The 17,920-nt window shown below is 61.3% G+C and carries 13 protein-coding genes; 12 read left to right on the forward strand and 1 reads right to left on the reverse strand.

Annotated elements, in window-relative coordinates:
• Window positions 1–39: 39 nt before the first annotated feature.
• Window positions 40–1,596 (forward strand): nitrogen regulation protein NR(I), encoded by a 1,557-nt coding sequence (gene ntrC, locus AC1RKI_RS18095; RefSeq protein WP_061958053.1) that lies wholly within the window; start codon window positions 40–42, stop codon window positions 1,594–1,596.
• Window positions 1,597–1,677: 81 nt separating this feature from the next.
• Here ntrC and AC1RKI_RS18100 read toward each other — a convergent pair whose 3' ends face one another.
• Window positions 1,678–2,481 (reverse strand): HAD-IIB family hydrolase, encoded by an 804-nt coding sequence (locus AC1RKI_RS18100; RefSeq protein ID WP_492795092.1) that lies wholly within the window; start codon window positions 2,479–2,481, stop codon window positions 1,678–1,680.
• 204 nt (window positions 2,482–2,685) lie between these two features.
• On the opposite strand from AC1RKI_RS18100, the gene ugpB reads away from it, so the two are divergent.
• The 11 genes from ugpB to ccoS all read left to right on the forward strand — a co-directional run bounded on the left by ugpB (window position 2,686) and on the right by ccoS (window position 17,769).
• The gene (gene ugpB / locus AC1RKI_RS18105; protein WP_492795094.1) at window positions 2,686–3,996 is read left to right on the forward strand and encodes a sn-glycerol-3-phosphate ABC transporter substrate-binding protein UgpB; all 1,311 of its coding nucleotides are present in this window, start codon (window positions 2,686–2,688) and stop codon (window positions 3,994–3,996) included.
• Between the two features lie 87 nt (window positions 3,997–4,083).
• A complete protein-coding gene (gene ugpA, locus AC1RKI_RS18110) occupies window positions 4,084–4,965 on the forward strand; it encodes a sn-glycerol-3-phosphate ABC transporter permease UgpA (protein WP_061958056.1) in 882 nt (293 codons plus the stop codon).
• 14 nt (window positions 4,966–4,979) lie between these two features.
• The gene (gene ugpE / locus AC1RKI_RS18115) at window positions 4,980–5,828 is read left to right on the forward strand and encodes a sn-glycerol-3-phosphate ABC transporter permease UgpE (RefSeq protein ID WP_061958057.1); all 849 of its coding nucleotides are present in this window, start codon (window positions 4,980–4,982) and stop codon (window positions 5,826–5,828) included.
• A 9-nt stretch (window positions 5,829–5,837) separates the two neighbouring features.
• On the forward strand, window positions 5,838–6,950 hold the full coding sequence (locus AC1RKI_RS18120) for a sn-glycerol-3-phosphate import ATP-binding protein UgpC (protein WP_061958058.1): 1,113 nt from the start codon (window positions 5,838–5,840) through the stop codon (window positions 6,948–6,950).
• Window positions 6,947–7,699, forward strand: a complete 753-nt coding sequence (ugpQ, locus tag AC1RKI_RS18125) for a glycerophosphodiester phosphodiesterase (protein ID WP_492795097.1) — start codon at window positions 6,947–6,949, stop codon at window positions 7,697–7,699. The genes AC1RKI_RS18120 and ugpQ overlap by 4 nt, the downstream gene beginning before the upstream one ends.
• A 280-nt stretch (window positions 7,700–7,979) precedes the next feature.
• Window positions 7,980–10,832, forward strand: coding sequence for a 2-oxoglutarate dehydrogenase E1 component (locus tag AC1RKI_RS18130; protein WP_061958060.1), 2,853 nt, complete (start codon window positions 7,980–7,982; stop codon window positions 10,830–10,832).
• 94 nt (window positions 10,833–10,926) lie between these two features.
• Entirely contained in the window at window positions 10,927–12,183 is a 1,257-nt protein-coding gene (odhB, locus tag AC1RKI_RS18135; RefSeq protein ID WP_150982147.1) for a 2-oxoglutarate dehydrogenase complex dihydrolipoyllysine-residue succinyltransferase, read from the forward strand.
• Between the two features lie 130 nt (window positions 12,184–12,313).
• Window positions 12,314–13,738 carry a dihydrolipoyl dehydrogenase gene (lpdA, locus tag AC1RKI_RS18140; protein WP_227459253.1) on the forward strand — a complete coding sequence of 475 codons (1,425 nt, stop codon included), beginning with the start codon at window positions 12,314–12,316 and terminating at the stop codon, window positions 13,736–13,738.
• A gap of 84 nt (window positions 13,739–13,822) precedes the next feature.
• Window positions 13,823–14,920: a cell division protein ZapE gene (gene zapE / locus AC1RKI_RS18145; RefSeq protein WP_492795099.1), complete on the forward strand. Its 1,098-nt coding sequence runs from the start codon at window positions 13,823–13,825 to the stop codon at window positions 14,918–14,920.
• A 134-nt stretch (window positions 14,921–15,054) separates the two neighbouring features.
• Window positions 15,055–17,613 carry a heavy metal translocating P-type ATPase gene (locus AC1RKI_RS18150; RefSeq protein WP_150982150.1) on the forward strand — a complete coding sequence of 853 codons (2,559 nt, stop codon included), beginning with the start codon at window positions 15,055–15,057 and terminating at the stop codon, window positions 17,611–17,613.
• Window positions 17,614–17,769, forward strand: coding sequence for a cbb3-type cytochrome oxidase assembly protein CcoS (gene ccoS, locus AC1RKI_RS18155; protein WP_492795102.1), 156 nt, complete (start codon window positions 17,614–17,616; stop codon window positions 17,767–17,769).
• The last annotated feature ends 151 nt before the right edge of the window (window positions 17,770–17,920 follow it).

The following is a 17,920-nucleotide window of genomic DNA, read 5'->3' on the forward strand; positions in this document are numbered from 1 at the left end:
ACGGGAGACCACATGACACCGAGCAGACAAGCGACGCACATGAAGCCGATCTGGATAGTCGACGACGATCAATCAATCCGCTGGGTCCTGGAAAAGGCCCTTGCCCGTGAAAGCCTGCTCTCCCGCAGTTTTACCAATGTGCGCGACGTGCTCGCGGCATTGGAAGACGATGAGCCGCAGGTCCTGATTTCCGATATCCGCATGCCGGGCGGATCCGGCCTCGATTTGCTGCAGGCCATCAAGGCGCGCCATCCCGGCCTGCCGGTCATCGTGATGACTGCGTACTCCGATCTGGACAGCGCAGTGGCGGCATTTCAGGGCGGTGCGTTTGAATACCTGGCCAAGCCGTTCGATGTCGACAAGGCCGTCGAATTGATTCGCCGCGCGCTCGAGGAGAGTCTGCGCGAAGAGGAAATGGACGACCGGCTAGTCGATGCGCCCGAGATCCTGGGCCAGGCGCCCGCGATGCAGGACGTGTTCCGCGCGATCGGACGTCTGTCGCAATCGAATGTGACGGTGATGATCACGGGCGAATCCGGGACCGGCAAGGAACTCGTCGCGCGCGCGCTGCACAAGCACAGTCCGCGCGCCAATGGGCCCTTCATTGCACTGAACACGGCCGCCATTCCCAAGGATCTGCTCGAGTCCGAACTGTTCGGCCACGAGCGCGGCGCATTCACCGGCGCACAGACGATGCGCCGCGGTCGTTTCGAACAAGCCGAAGGCGGCACGCTGTTTCTCGACGAAATCGGCGACATGCCGTTCGATCTGCAGACGCGGCTCCTGCGCGTGCTGTCGGATGGCAATTTCTATCGCGTCGGTGGCCACAACCCGTTGCGCGCCAATGTGCGAGTGATTGCCGCCACGCACCAGAATCTTGAGACGCGCGTGAAGGAGGGACTGTTCCGCGAGGACTTGTTCCACCGGCTCAACGTGATCCGGTTGCGCCTGCCACCGCTGCGCGAGCGGCCCGAGGACATTACGCTGCTGGCCCGGCATTTCCTGCAGAAAAGTGCCAAGGAACTGGGCGTTGAACCAAAACGCATGTCCGACGACGCGCTCGGTTATGTCAGCACGCTGCCGTTCCCGGGCAATGTGCGACAGCTCGAAAACCTCTGCAACTGGCTCACCGTGATGGCGCCGGCGCAGACGATCGAAGTCAAGGATCTGCCGCGCGAGATGATCGACGCAGGACATGGCGACAGCCTGTCGGTAGCGCGTCCGATCAATGATCCGCGTCCGGGCGCTCCCGAGTACGATGCGCCGGATGCGGCTGACTACGCCATGAATGCGGGCGAGGGCGATACGATGCTCGCCACGCGTCCGCCGGTGGTCGCGCCGTCTGCGGCGGTGGCGCCTGCCTATGCCGCGGCTGCGCTTTCCCAAAGCTGGGAAAACCTGCTCGCAGGCGAAGCGAAGACCATGCTTGAATCGGGACAGACGGAAGTCATGGATGTGCTGACGCGACGCTTCGAGAAAGCGGTGCTGGAAGCCGCGCTTGGCGTGACGCGGGGCCGCCGTGTCGAGGCCGCGACGCGACTCGGTATCGGTCGCAATACGATCACTCGCAAGCTGCAGGAGCTCGGCTTCGATTGATCTGCGGCCGTTGCCGGTTGCCCCTTGCCCGGTTGCCCCTTGCCTCGTTGTGTAGGCGAGGGGCTCGGCCCGCGCAATATCTCAGAAACCCTTGGCCCGCAGCACTCGCTCGGCCATCTCCGCGAATCCTTCCCCGCCGGCGGACTCGGTAATGTAAGCCGGCTTCTCCGGCAGCTTGTCGAGGATGTCCCGCACGTTCGCCACGCCGACCGACAACGGGAAATGCCCGAACATAGCCACATCATTGGCCGAATCGCCGATGAACAGCCATTCGTCGCGACTGGCGTCGATGTCATCCCCCAGTAGTTCCTTGACGCACAGTCGGCTCATCGACAACTTGTCGTGCCGGCCAAACCAGCCGTTGACGTGAATCGAGCTGACCGTCGCGGTCATGCCGGCGCTGCGCATCATGGCAGCGATACGGTCGACCGCCGCTTGCGGAAGCGGTGTCACGTCTTCCGCGTGATCGATCGCGAGGTCCGCCGCGTGCCACGCCTGGTCTGACGCCAGCGCGCTGCCAGGTACTTCGCGCAGGATTTCCTGGCCCAGCGCATGGATACGGTAGAGGTTGGCGTCCCGGGTTGCTGCATCGTCCAGATAGCGTGTGACCAGCTTGCCATGGGTCAGATGCGAGTAGAACGCGCCGTTTTCGCCGATGATCGCGTCAACGGGCCAGAGGCGCGTCAGGATTTCGGCCCAGGCGATGCAGCGCCCGGTGACCGGGATCACGTGCAGTCCGGCGCGTGACAGGCGGTCCAGCGCCAGATATGTCGATGCGGGCAAGCGGCCATCGGTGGTCAATGTGCCGTCGATATCGGTCAAGATTCCACGGACACGGCGCAGCGCGTCATCGGGCAATGCGGAAAATGGGATCGGTTCGGTCATGGCGGCAAATTGTAGTCCCGGATGGCCAACATAGGCCGATTGTCAGTCGTCAATATGCTGCAACATTCGCTTCTGCAAGGCGGGTTTGCCCGGTGTTCCGTGACAAGAGAGCGGCGTAACATCCCTGTCACAAAAAATGCATACAGTCGGTCGCTTTTTCAAAAAAATCGTCGGACCGAAGTTACAGCCTCAGGAGAAAATCCCATGTCGTTTCCGCGCTTCGCATTGAAGTTCGCCGCAGTGGCCAGTCTTGCGCTGGCCGGTACAGCCCACGCGGCTGTTGAGATTCAGTGGTGGCACGCCATGCAGGGCGCGCTGAACGACAAGGTCAACGAGATCGCCAACAAGTTCAACGCCAGCCAGTCCGATTACAAGATCGTGCCGGTCAACAAGGGCAATTACGACGAGACGATGGCCGCCGGCATTGCGGCGTTCCGCGCCGGCGGCGCGCCGGCAATCCTGCAGGTGTTCGAGGTCGGCACCGCGACGATGATGAGCGCGAAAGGCGCCATCAAGCCGGTTTCGGTGGTCATGAAGGAAGCTGGCGAGAAATTCGACCAGAAGGCGTATATCCCGGCAGTGGCCGGTTATTACACGTCGTCGAAGGGCGAGATGCTGTCGTTCCCGTTCAACAGCTCGACCACGGTCTTCTATTACAACAAGGACGCTTTCAAGAAGGCCGGACTTGCCGCGCCGCCGAAGACCTGGCCCGAAGTCATGCAGTATTCGGCCAAGCTCAAGGCATCGGGTACGAATTGCGCCTACACCACCGACTGGCAAAGCTGGGTGCATCTGGAGAGCTTCTCGGCCTGGCACAACACGCTGTTTGCCAGCAAGAACAACGGTTTTGGCGGCACCGACGCGCGACTGGTATTCAATAGTCCGCTGCATGTCAAGCACATCACCAATCTGCAGGAAATGGTCAAGAAGGGCTATTTCAGCTACGGCGGCCGCAAGTCGGAGTCTCAGGCCAAGTTCTATAACGGTGAATGCGCAATGTTCACGGGCTCGTCGGCTTCGCTGGCGAATATTCGCAAGAACGCCAAGTTCCAGTTTGGCGTTTCGCAGTTGCCGTATTACCCGGACGTTGCCGGCGCGCCGCAGAACACCATTATCGGCGGCGCCTCGCTGTGGGTAATGGGCGGCAAGAAGGCGGAAGAATACAAGGGCGTTGCCAAGTTCTTCACGTTCCTGTCGCAACCGGAAATTCAGTCCGACTGGCACCAGGCTACCGGCTACTTGCCGGTGACGATGGCTGCTTATGAGCTGACCAAGAAGTCCGGCTATTACGAAAAGAATCCGGGTGCCGACGTGTCGGTCGAGCAAATGGTGGTGAAGACCACGGACAAATCCCGTGGCGTGCGCCTCGGTAATCTCGTGCAGATCCGCACCATCGTCGACGAGGAACTCGAGTCGGTGTGGGCAGGCAAGAAGGAGCCGAAGGCCGCGCTCGATGCGGCCATCGCGCGTGGCAACGAGCAACTGGAACGCTTCCAGAAGACCGCAAGGGAATAATCCGGCGGGCAGCTGCCCCGGGGCTGAGGCGGGCGGCGGGATAACCGTCGCCCGCTTGCATTTGTTTGTGTTAGCGGAATCCTGATAATGGAAAAGCGCGTCGTATTCCGGTCGCCGTGGTTGCCTTATCTGCTGGTCATGCCGCAGATCGTCATCACGCTGGTCTTCTTCTTTCTGCCCGCCGGGCAGGCGTTGTGGCAGTCGATGCTGCAGCAGGATGCCTTCGGCATCAATCTCGACTTCGTCGGAGCGGACAATTTCATGGCGCTCTGGAACGATCCGAATTACCTGGAGTCGTTTCAGGTCACTGCGATATTCGCGATCGGCGTAACCGTGGTCGGGCTGTCGGTGGCGCTGTTGCTGGCCTATTTTGCCGACCGCGTGGTGCGTGCGGCCACCGGCTACAAGACGTTGCTGATCTGGCCGTATGCGGTTGCACCGGCCGTGGCGGGCGTGTTGTGGATGTTTATGTTCAACCCCACGCTCGGTGTCGTGTCGTACGCGCTGCGCACGATGGGCGTAGACTGGAATTATCTGCTCGACAGCAAGCAGGCCCTGGCATTGGTGATATTGGCAGCAGCGTGGAAGCAGATCAGCTACAACTTCCTGTTCTTCCTGGCGGGCCTGCAAAGTATTCCGAAATCGCTGATCGAGGCGGCGGCCATTGACGGCGCAGGCCCTTGGAAGCGTTTCTGGTCGATCATTTTCCCGCTGCTTTCGCCGACGACGTTTTTCCTGCTGGTCATCAATATCGTCTACGCGTTCTTCGACACCTTTGCAATCATCGATGCGGTGACGCACGGAGGGCCGTTCAACTCAACCAACACGCTGGTCTACAAGGTGTTCCATGACGGCTTTCGCGGCATGGATATCGGTGGTTCGGCGGCGCAGTCGGTGGTGCTGATGGTGATCGTGATCGCGCTGACCGTGGTGCAGTTCCGATTCGTGGAACGCAAGGTCCAGTACTGACAGGAGGCAGTCAAATGATAGAACGTCGTCCTGTGCTGGACTTTATTTCGCACCTGGTGCTGATCACCGGCATTTTGGTGGTCGCTTTCCCGGTGTATCTCACCTTCGTTGCCTCGACACTGACGGCGGAGCAGGTGCTGGACGCGCCAATGACGCTGTTGCCCGGCAGTCATTTGATCGAGAATTACCGAACCGTGCTGTTCCATGGTGTGGGCGAATCGGCGGCGCCGGTTTCCACAATGATGAAGAACAGCCTGATCATGGCGCTGGGCATTGCATTGGGCAAGATCGCCATCTCGATTGTCTCGGCGTTCGCGATCGTCTATTTCCGCTTTCCGCTGCGCAAGACGTTTTTCTGGATGATTTTCGTCACGCTAATGCTGCCGGTGGAAGTGCGGATTCTGCCGACATACAAGGTGGTCTCGGATCTCGGCCTGCTCGATAGCTATTTTGGATTGACCATCCCGATCATTGCATCGGCGACGGCCACGTTCCTGTTTCGTCAATTTTTCCTGACCATTCCCGATGAACTGGCGGAAGCCGCGCGTATCGACGGCGCGGGGCCGCTGCGTTTTTTCTGGGACGTGGTGCTGCCGCTGTCGCGCACTAGTATCGCGGCGCTGTTTGTGATCCAGTTCATTTACGGATGGAATCAGTATCTTTGGCCGCTGCTGATTACCACCCAGAAATCGATGACACCGGTGGTGGTCGGTGTCACGCAAATGATTTCCCGCTCCGGCGATGCGGCCACCGACTGGAACCTCGTGATGGCCACCGTAATGCTGGCGATGATTCCGCCGGCCGTGGTGGTGGTGTTGATGCAACGCTGGTTCGTCAAGGGCCTGGTGGAAACGGAAAAGTAAAGGCAATCCATGGCAAAGCTGTCTCTTCGCAATGTACAGAAGACTTATGTCGGTGGTGCGCAGGTCGTGCACGGCATCGATATGGAAATCGGCGATGGCGAGTTCATCGTGATAGTCGGCCCGTCGGGCTGCGGTAAATCCACGCTGTTGCGCATGGTGGCGGGGCTCGAGACCATTACCGGCGGCGAGGTTCATATCGGCGGCAAGGTGGTCAACGACCTGGAACCCGCCGAGCGCGATATCGCGATGGTGTTCCAGAACTACGCGTTGTATCCGCATATGAGCGTGTACGACAACATGGCATATGGGCTGAAAATCCGCGGCATGCCGAAGGCCGAAATCGAACAGCGCGTACGGCATGCCGCCGATATTCTGGAACTGGCGCCGTTGCTAGATCGCAAGCCGCGCGCGCTGTCAGGCGGCCAGCGCCAGCGCGTGGCCATGGGGCGCGCCATCGTGCGCGAGCCCGCCGTGTTTTTGTTCGACGAGCCGCTATCGAATCTCGATGCCAAGCTGCGCGTGCAAATGCGGCTGGAGTTGAAGGACCTGCACCGTCGTCTCAAGACCACCAGCCTCTATGTGACCCACGATCAGGTCGAAGCCATGACGCTGGCAGACCGCATGATGGTGCTCAACGGCGGTCGGGTGGAGCAGATCGGTACGCCGCTCGAGGTCTATTCGCGTCCGGCCAGCACGTTCGTGGCCGGCTTTATCGGCTCGCCGCCGATGAATCTCGTGCCCGTAGTACGCAATGGCGCGGGGCAGGGCGAGGCCGCGCAGATGCGTGTGGTGCCAAAGGAAGGGCAGGCCGGGACCGCCGCAACGCTTGGACATCTGCCGATGGGCCTGCACCTGCCGGAGCAGGCGCTGCTGGGATTGCGACCCGAGCATGTCGAACCCTGCGCCGCGCACGAGGCCATCGCACAGGTCGATGTGCGTGTGGTGGAAGCACTGGGGGCCGATTCCTTTGCGTATGGCACGCTGGGCGGGCAGCCGATCGTCGTACGGCTCGACAGCCAGATGCACGTGCGCGCCGGCGACCAACTGCCGATCACGGCATCGGCCGACCATCTGCATTTCTTCGATATGCAACACGGCAAGCGCATCGAGGCCAGGGCATGACAGGAAAGGATTGGGCGTATCCGCGCTTCATCGCGCATCGTGGCGCCGGCAAGTTGGCGCCCGAAAATACCTTGGCTGCAATCCGGCACGGCGCATCATTCGGCTACCGGATGTTCGAGTTCGACGTGAAGCTGTCGGGCGATGGCAAGGCGATGCTGATGCACGACGCCACGCTGGATCGGACGACGTCTGGTTCCGGGCGCGTCGATGCGCTGACAATGGGGGAGCTGGCGGCGCTGGATGCCGGCAGCTGGCATGGCCCGGCCTTTGCCGGCGAGCCGATTCCCACGCTGGCCGCCGTTGCGCGCTATACGCAGGCCAATGGATTCCTGGTCAATATCGAAATCAAGCCAGTGCCCGGCGCGGAGCATCGCACCGGCGCTGCAGTGGCGCTTGATGCGCTTTCGCTGTGGAAAGGCGCCGCTGTGCCGCCGTTGCTGTCATCGTTTTCTGAAGAGGCGCTTGCCGCGGCGCGGGATGTCGCGCCCGGGCTGCCCCGCGCACTGCTTCTGAATAAACTGCCAGCAGACTGGCTGGAACGGCTGAAGCGGCTCGATTGCGTGGCGCTCGACGCGAATCACCGCGAACTGGACGACCAGGTCATCGCGGCTGCGCATGCGGCCGGCTTCAAGGTGCTGTGCTACACAGTGAACGATCCGCAAAGGGCGCGGGACCTTGTCTCATGGGGACTCGATGGTCTGATTACCGATGCGGTGGACCAGATCGCGCCCGATTCGGCCAAGACCTGAACAGAGTGTCTGAATTTTGCATCACGAAAAGTCCCCGCGGTTTTTAGGCAAACGTGCTATGCTTCGCGAGTGAAGACTTAGGTCCTTCCCCGCACAACTTGCCCTTTCGGGTCTGGCGGCGAGACCGACAACCAGCGGCACCCAGCGGGTGCCGTTCGTTCAAGGTGGTTACCGCAGGACCCCCAAGAGTTGTTTGCAATCCGCTAACCGGTCAAGCCGTGTCGCGGAAGGTTGATGAACCCGCTTAACTCCGGCATACCCGGAGAATAGTGAGCGCCCCATGATGCAGCAGTATCAGAGCAATTCGTACCTCTTCGGCGGAAACGCCCCCTATGTGGAAGAGTTGTACGAGGCCTATCTCCAGAATCCCAGCTCGGTTCCCGACAATTGGCGCGCGTATTTCGACGCGATGCAGAATGTCCCGGCTGTGGATGGTTCCAACGCCCGCGATATTCCCCACGCACCGATCGTCGCCTCGTTTGCCGAGCGCGCCAAGCAGGGCCCCATCAAGACCATTGTTGCCTCGGCCGATTCCGATATGGGCCGCAAGCGCGTCGCTGCCACGCAGCTGATCGCCGCCTATCGCAACATTGGTTCGCACTGGGCGGATCTCGATCCGCTCAAGCGGCAGGAGCGTCCGCCCCTGCCTGACCTCGATCCCGCCTTCTACGGCTTCTCCGAGGCTGACCTCGACATCGTTTTCAATGCCAGCAATACGTATTTCGGCAAGGAATCGATGAGCCTGCGCGAGCTGCTCAACAATCTTCGCGAGACATACTGCGGCACCATCGGCGCCGAGTTCATGTACGTGAGCGACCAGGCGCAGAAGCGCTGGTGGCAGGAGCGTCTGGAAACCACGCGTTCCAAGCCCGTGTTCACGCTCGAAAAGAAGAAACATATCCTCGACCGCCTGACCGCTGCCGAAGGCCTCGAGCGCTTCCTCCACACCAAGTATGTCGGTCAGAAGCGTTTCTCGCTGGAAGGCGGAGAGAGCTTCATCGCCGCGATGGACGAACTGATCCAGCGCGCCGGTAGCAAGGGCGTGCAGGAAATCGTGATCGGCATGGCCCACCGCGGCCGTCTGAATGTGCTGGTCAACACGCTGGGCAAGATGCCCGCCGACCTGTTTGCCGAATTCGAAGGCAAGCATGTCGACGATCTGCCGGCTGGCGACGTGAAGTACCACAAGGGCTTTTCGAGCGATGTCTCGACCGAGGGCGGCCCTGTCCACCTGTCGCTCGCGTTCAACCCGTCGCACCTGGAAATCGTCAACCCGGTCGTGGAAGGTTCGGCCAAGGCGCGTCAGGAACGCCGTGGCGATGCCGGTCACAAGGAAGTGCTGCCCGTGCAGGTGCACGGCGACGCCGCCTTTGCTGGCCAGGGCGTGGTGATGGAAACGCTGAACCTCGCGCAAACGCGCGGTTACGGCACGGGCGGCACGATGCACCTGGTCATCAACAACCAGATCGGCTTCACCACTTCCGATCCGCGCGATGCACGTTCGACGCTGTACTGCACGGACGTGGTCAAGATGATCGAGGCGCCGGTGCTGCACGTGAACGGCGACGACCCCGAAGCCGTGGTCTACGCCATGCAGCTGGCCGTTGATTTCCGCATGGAATTCAACAAGGACGTCGTGGTCGATATCATCTGCTTCCGCAAGCTGGGCCACAACGAGCAAGACACGCCAGCGGTGACGCAGCCGCTGATGTACAAGAAGATCAGCCAGCATCCGGGCACGCGCAAGCTGTACGCGGACAAGCTGGTGGCGCAAAACCTGACCCCTGCCGATTTCGGCGACGAACTGGTCAAGAGCTATCGCGCCGCGATGGACGCCGGCAAGCACACCGTCGACCCCGTTCTGTCGAACTTCAAGAACAAGTTCGCCGTGGACTGGATGCCGTTCCTGAATCGCAAGTGGACGGACGCCGCTGACACTGCGGTGCCGGTGACGGAATTGAAGCGCCTGGCCGAGCGCATCACCACGATCCCCGATCACTTCAAGGTTCACCCGCTGGTGGAAAAGGTCATCAAGGACCGCGCCAACATGGGCAAGGGCGAACAGATGCTGGACTGGGGTATGGGCGAGCATCTGGCCTTCGCCTCGCTGGTCGCGTCGGGCTACCCGGTGCGTATCACCGGTCAGGATGCCGGTCGTGGAACGTTCACGCACCGCCATGCCGTGCTGCACGACCAGGCTCGCGAGCGCTGGGATGCCGGCACGTACATCCCGCTGCAGAATGTGTCCGAAAACCAGGCGCCGTTCACGGTGATCGACTCTGTGCTGTCGGAAGAAGCCGTGCTCGGCTTCGAATACGGTTTCTCGACCGCCGAACCGAACGCACTGGTGATCTGGGAAGCCCAGTTCGGCGACTTCGTCAACGGTGCGCAGGTCGTGATCGACCAGTTCATTTCGTCGGGTGAAGTGAAGTGGGGCCGCGCCTCGGGCCTGACGATGATGCTGCCGCACGGCTACGAAGGCCAGGGCCCGGAACACAGCTCGGCACGTATCGAGCGTTTCCTGCAGCTTTGCGCCGACCACAACATCCAGGTTGTGCAGCCGACCACGCCAGCCCAGATCTTCCACCTGCTGCGCCGCCAGATGATCCGTCTGTTCCGCAAGCCGCTGGTGATCATGACGCCGAAGTCGCTGCTGCGTAACAAGGATGCGGTCTCGCCGCTGTCCGATCTCGCCAAGGGCCACTTCGAAACGGTGATCCCCGACAACGAGGAACTGAACGCGAGCAAGGTCAAGCGCATCATAATGTGCTCGGGCAAGGTTTATTACGATCTGGTGAACACGCGCAAGGAGCGCGAAGCCACCGATACGGCAATTATCCGCCTGGAACAGCTGTATCCGTTCCCGCACAAGGCTGTGGCTGCCGAACTCAAGAAGTACCCGGCCGCGACCGAAATCGTGTGGTGCCAGGACGAACCGCAGAACCAGGGCGCCTGGTTCTTCGTTCAGCACTACATCATGGAAAACATGACGGAAGGCCAGAAGCTCGGTTATGCCGGTCGTCCCGCCTCGGCTTCGCCGGCGGTGGGCTACTACGCAAAGCACAACGAGCAACAGAAGGCGCTGCTGGACGCTGCGTTCTCCAAGCTCAAGGGCTTTGTTCTGACCAAGTAATTCGTTGGTACCCGCGGCCGCGCACAGGGATACGCGCCGCGGTGTACCTGCCTGATACGAAACACACACGCATACATCGAGGAATAACAAAACCATGGCTATTGTTGACGTCAAGGTTCCGCAACTGTCTGAATCGGTCGCCGAAGCGACCATGCTGAACTGGAAGAAGAAGCCGGGCGAAGCCGTTGCTCAGGACGAAATCCTGATCGAAATCGAAACGGACAAGGTTGTGCTGGAAGTGCCGGCCCCGTCGGCTGGCGTGCTGTCGCAAATCATCAAGAACGACGGCGATACCGTCGTCGCCGATGAAGTCATTGCCAAGATCGACACGGAAGCGACGGCTGGCGCCGCCGCTCCCGCCGCTGCCGCTCCGGCGCCCGCTGCCGCTGCAGCAGCCCCGGCGGCTGCAGCTCCTGCTCCGGCCGCCGCCGGCGCAATCGCCATGCCGTCGGCAGCCAAGCTGATGGCCGAAGGTGGCCTGTCGGCCTCGCAAGTGGCTGGCACTGGCAAGGACGGCCGCATCACCAAGGGCGACGTGCTGGCCGCTGGCTCGGCTCCGGCCCCGGCTGCCAAGGCTGCTCCGGCCCCCGCGCCGGCCAAGCCGGCACTGCCGCAGGTTGCTGCCCAGGTCGATTTCGCCGCGCTGGGCGACCGCCCGGAAGAGCGCGTGCCGATGAGCCGTCTGCGTGCCCGCATCGCAGAACGTCTGATCCAGTCGCAATCGACCAACGCCATCCTCACCACGTTCAACGAAGTGAACATGAAGCCGGTGATGGACCTGCGCGCCAAGTACAAGGACCGCTTCGAGAAGGAACACGGCGTGAAGCTCGGCTTCATGTCGTTCTTCGTGAAGGCCGCGGTCCATGCGCTGAAGAAGTACCCCATCATCAACGCATCGGTCGATGGCAACGACATCGTCTACCACGGCTACTTCGACATCGGCATCGCCGTTGGCTCGCCGCGTGGCCTGGTCGTGCCTATCCTCCGCAACGCCGACCAGATGAGCCTGGCCGATATCGAGAAGAAGATCGCTGAATTTGGCGCCAAGGCCCGCGACGGCAAGCTGTCGCTGGACGAGCTGACCGGCGGTACGTTCTCGATCTCGAACGGCGGTACTTTCGGTTCGATGCTGTCGACCCCGATCATCAACCCGCCCCAGTCGGCAATCCTTGGCGTACACGCCACGAAGGACCGTGCCGTGGTGGAAGACGGTCAGATCGTGATCCGCCCGATGAACTACCTGGCCATGTCCTATGACCACCGCATCATCGACGGCCGCGAAGCCGTTCTGGGCCTGGTCGCAATGAAGGAAGCGCTGGAAGATCCGGCCCGCCTGCTGCTGGACCTGTAATCTGGTCCGACCTCAGTAGACATCCCGTCTTTCGATTGTCGTCCTCCTCGCGTGCGTGCACGCGGGGAGTCGGCCGCGTCCCGAGCCACAAGCGCCGGACGCCCGCCATGACGAGCCAAAGAGAAATTTCATGAGCAAACAATTCGACGTGCTGGTGATCGGCGCCGGCCCCGGCGGCTATATCGCCGCCATTCGCGCGGCCCAGCTGGGCCTGAACGTGGCATGCCTGGAAGGCAATGCCTATGACGATCCCAAGGGCGAAGCCCGTCTGGGCGGCACCTGCCTCAACGTAGGCTGCATTCCGTCCAAGGCGCTGCTGGCTTCCTCGGAAGAGTTCGAGAACGCCACGCACCACCTGGCCGACCACGGTATCACCGTGGGCGACGTCAAGGTCGACGTGGCCAAGATGCTCAAGCGCAAGGACGATATCGTCGGCAAGATGACGAAGGGTATCGAGTTCCTGTTCCGCAAGAACAAGGTCACGCTGTTCAAGGGCTACGGCAAGTTCTCGGGTAAGACGGCAGACGGCTTCCAAGTGGAAGTGAACGGCGAAACGCTGACGGCCAAGCAGGTCATCATCGCCACGGGCTCGAAGGCACGCCATCTGCCCGGTATTACCGTCGACAACAATCTGATCAGCGATAACGAAGGCGCATTGAAGTTTGCCTCCGTGCCCAAGAAGCTGGGCGTGATCGGCGCAGGCGTCATCGGCCTGGAACTGGGTTCGGTGTGGCGTCGCCTCGGCGCTGACGTGACCGTGCTCGAAGCGCTGCCCGCATTCCTGGGTGCTGCCGACGAAGGCGTGGCCAAGGAAGCGCAGAAGCTGCTGACCAAGCAGGGCCTGAAGTTCAACCTTGGCGTCAAGGTCGATGAAGTCAAGACCGGCAAGGACAGCGTCACCGTCAACTTCACGGACAAGGACGGCAAAGCCCAGACGCTGGAAGTCGATCGACTGATCGTGTCGGTCGGCCGGGTGCCGAACACCGACAACCTGGGCCTGGAAGCGGTTGGCCTGGGCGTGGACCAGCGCGGCTTCATCGAGGTGGACGATCATTGCCAGACCAAGGTGCCGGGCATCTGGGCGATTGGCGACGTGGTGCGGGGCCCGATGCTGGCACACAAGGCTGAAGACGAAGGCGTGGCCGTGGCCGAGCGCATCGTCGGCCAGAAGCCGCATATCGACTTCAACACGATTCCCTGGGTTATCTACACGTTCCCGGAAATCGCCTGGGTCGGCAAGACCGAACAGCAACTCAAGGCCGAGGGCCGCGAGTACAAGACCGGTCAATTCCCGTTCATGGCCAACGGCCGTGCGCTGGGAATGGGCGCGTCAGACGGCTTCGTCAAGATGCTGGCCGATGCCAAGACCGATGAGATCCTCGGTGTGCATATTGTGGCCGCCAACGCTTCGGACCTGATCGCCGAAGCCGTGGTTGCCATGGAGTTCAAGGCAGCGAGCGAGGACATTGGTCGCGTTTGCCATCCGCACCCGTCCATGTCGGAAGTCATGCGCGAAGCTGCATTGGCTGTCGACAAGCGTCAGCTCAACATGTAAGGCATTTGCCCGCCATCTAGCGAGCACCGGCGCGCCGCCATCAACGGCGCGCCGTTTTCACTTGCAGCCCCGATCGAATTCGACATGAATGTCACCGAGTTTTACGAGCACGAACTCAAACAACGCGGCTATCAGTCCGACGAGGCGCAATTGCGTGCCGTGGCGCGGCTGCAGCAGTGCTATGACGAGTGGGTGGCCTACAAAAGCCGGCGCAACAGTACGCTGAAAAAGCTGCTGGTGCATCCTGAGGTGCCCAAGGGCGTGTATATGTGGGGTGGAGTGGGGCGCGGCAAGTCGTTCCTGATGGACAGTTTCTATTCCTGCGTGCCCGTGGTGCGCAAGACAAGGCTCCATTTCCACGAATTCATGCGCGAGGTGCATCGCGAGCTGGAAGAGCTGCGAGGCCGGCCCGACCCTCTCGACGAACTCGCCAAACGCATCGCGCGGCGATTCAGGTTGATCTGCTTCGACGAGTTCCACGTCAGCGATGTGGCAGATGCCATGATCCTGCACAGACTGCTGCAACAGCTATTCGACAATGGCGTCCAGTTTGTGATGACTTCGAACTATCGTCCAGACTTGCTGTATCCGGATGGGTTGCATCGCGACCGGGTGCTGCCCGCAATCGAACTGCTTCAGAAGAAGCTTGACGTCGTGAACGTGGACGCCGGCATCGACTACCGGAAGCGCGCGCTCGAGCAGGTGCAGGCCTATCACACACCTCTTAATCGCGAGGCAAGTGCGGCGCTGCGCGACGCTTTCGTCTCGATTGCTGGCACAGCTGACGAGTCGCCGATCCTGCATATCGAGCATCGTGAAATTAAGGCATTGCGCAAGGCGAACGGGGTGGTGTGGTTCGACTTTGCGACGCTGTGCGGCGGTCCACGGTCCCAGAACGATTACCTTGAAATTGCTTCGCAATTCCACACGGTGATCCTGTCCGATGTACCAAAAATGACGCCGCGCATGTCGTCCGAAGCCCGGCGCTTCACATGGCTGATCGATGTCTTCTATGACCACAAGGTCAAGCTGTTGATGTCGGCTGAAGTGCCGGCGGACGAGCTTTATACGGAAGGCCAGATGGCCAACGAATTCCATCGGACTGTGTCGCGCATTATCGAGATGCAGTCGCGCGAGTATCTGGAATCAGAACGGCGCGTGATGGACACTTCGCTGACCTGATTCAAGGGTCTTGCTATGGCGCGAGTTGTTTGAGATTGTCGCGGAGATTCTGACGCGGTTCCTCCAAAGTTGATTTGTATCAAGGCGAGGGCTGGCTGAGTTATCTAGTATCCACTGGGTAATAAAAGCGAGCCATGCCGTCCCTAACTACCGCGCCCCCCCTCGCGTCACCGTCCTCCGTCGCCACGATCGCCCATTCTCCGGGCGCTGGGACCGCTCCCTCGTCTGCGTCGAATCCATCCATTCATTGCTTTCACTGCGGTCAACCAACGCAGTCCGGCACATCGTTCGTGGCCGAAATCGATGGCCGTGCCCAAAGATTCTGTTGCGGTGGCTGTCAGACGCTGGCGCTTACCTTGCATGCAGCTGGATTCGGCCATCTGTATGGCTCGGCCGCCCGCTTCGCCGCACCCATCGATGCTGATGATCGCCGCAAGGCGGAACCTATCTGGGCCGCCTATGACACTCCCGAGCTCCGCGCACAGTTCACTCGCCCGCTGGGCGATGGCCGCTCCGAAATTACGCTGGCGCCCGAAAATATCAGATGCGCCGCATGCGCGTGGCTGATCGAACAGCATTTGAGCCAGCTTGATGGCGTGGAATCGGTGATCGCCAATGTCGCCACCCGTCGCGTGGTCGTGAAATGGCGGGATACGTCGCACGGTGTCGCCGGACTGCTGTCCGCGCTTGCCGACATCGGCTATGTCGCCTGGCCGTTCGAAGCTTCGCGCAGTGACCAGCAGGATCGCCGGGAACGACGCAGTTTGCTGATGCGCATGGCGGTGGCGATGCTCGGCATGATGCAGGTGATGATGTACGCGTGGCCGATCTACACGCATGAAGCCACCATTGATCCCGATCAGCTTCAACTGATGCGTTGGGCGAGCTTCGTGCTGACGCTGCCGGTGGTCCTATATTCCGCGTGGCCGATTTTCACCGGGGCTCTGCGGTCGTTGCGCCGCGCTCACATGGGCATGGACGTGCCGGTAGCTATCGGCATTGCGGCTGGCTTCATCGCCAGCATGGTCGGCACGTTACGCGGGACCGGAGACGTGTATTTCGACTCGGTCACGATGTTCGTCGCCTTCCTGTTGCTGGCCCGGTATCTGGAGTTGCGGGTGCGCCAGGCATCGCGCAGTGGCGCAGAAATGCTGGCGCGTCAGTTGCCCGCGACTTGCGAGCGCCTGGCCGAGTCCGGCGGTATCGGCGAGCGCATCCCGGTGGCGCGACTGAAAATCGGTGACCGGATTCGAATCAAGGCGGGCGAGATCATTCCGGCAGACGGGGAGGTCGTCGCCGGCGCCAGTGAAATCGACGAATCGATGCTGACAGGCGAGGCGAGACCCGTGAGGCGCGCGGTTGGCGAAAAGGTACTCGCGGGCTGTTTCAACGCGGTCAGTCCTCTTGAGGTCAGCGTCGATCGAATCGGCGCGCAGACACGTCTTGCTGAGATCGTTTCGGTTCTCGATCGCGCACTGGCGGAAAAACCTCGCCTGGCGCAGTTGGCGGACCGGGTTGCGGGATGGTTCGTCGGCACGCTGCTGGTCACGGCGGCTCTCACAGGCTTGATCTGGACGCTATGGATCGACCCATCGCGGGCGTTGATGGTGACGGTAGCTGTTCTGGTCGTGAGTTGTCCTTGCGCATTGTCGCTTGCAACGCCCGCGGCACTGGCGGCGGCGGGCGCTTCACTGTCGCGACGTGGCGTGCTATTGACGCGGGCACATGCGCTCGAAGCGTTATCGCGGGTTACCGACGTCGTGCTCGACAAGACCGGCACGTTGACCGAAGGCCGCTTCGCCCTCGTCTCCACGGAGACATTTGGGAGGTTGGATGCATCGCATTGTGTCCGTATTGCGGCCGCAATGGAGCGAGGTGGCGAGCACCCAATCGCGCGGGCATTTGCAGCTGCGATCGAAGGTTCTGATTTCGACGAACTGTCGGTAAAGAACCTGCGGAACCACCCGGGGCAGGGATTGGAAGCGGAAATTGAGGGACGTTGTGTGCGATTGGGCCGGCGCGAGTTCGTCGCTGAGTTAGCGGCAGCTCAGGATGCCTCCGTTGCCACGGACTTGCGTCCCGGTGCGACGGAAGTGTGGCTAGCCGACGTTGATGGTTGCCTCGCATGCTTTCATCTGGCGGATGTGGAGCGCCCGCATACCCGTGCACTGCTTCGGGCGCTGGCCTCCCTGGGTGTGCGTTGCCACCTCGTCTCCGGGGATGCGCCGGCCACAGTGCGGTGGTGGGCTGGCCAGCTTGGTATGGAGACGGCAATGGGCGCGGTGACCCCGGAGGGTAAACGCGATTACGTGGCCGCGTTGCAGAAGCGCGGGGCAATTGTGCTGGCAGCGGGGGACGGTATCAACGACGCGCCCCTGCTGGCGCAAGCGCAGGTTTCCATTGCCATTGGCAGCGGGGCGCCGCTGGCCCAGGCGGGCGCGGATGCAGTGCTGATCCACGGCGGCGTCACCGAGATTGCAGCATCTATCGATCTGGCGTGTCGCACGCGCAGCGTCATGCGGCAGAACCTGGGCTGGGCATTTGCCTACAACGTCATCGCGATCCCGCTCGCGGCTACCGGTCATGTGACGGCGTGGATGGCGGGAATCGGCATGTCCGTGTCATCCCTGCTGGTCGTGGCCAACGCGTGGCGGCTTCTGCGTGTCAAGCCAGTCAGGGTAGAGGAGTCGTGAGTGGAAACCCTTTTCCTGCTGGTTCCGATGAGTCTAATCCTGGTTGTATTCGTTGTTGCGGCGCTGTGGTGGGCCGTGCATTCCGGTCAGTATGACGATCTCGATCGCCCTGGAGAGGCCATTCTTCTTGACAACGACAGGCCACAGGATCGCTGAAAGCGCTATCTGTTTTGTGCGGGGTGTCGCGGTTTTGTTGCCAGGACAACAGTGCAGTCAAACAGTTCTAGTGGGGTGCGCTGACATTGACTGAGGTCAACACGGCTTGGTGGTTGTTTTTCTAAAGTCACACGGTCAATAGGTTTATTCT

Source organism: Cupriavidus sp. GW822-FHT06G04, from assembly GCF_058799075.1.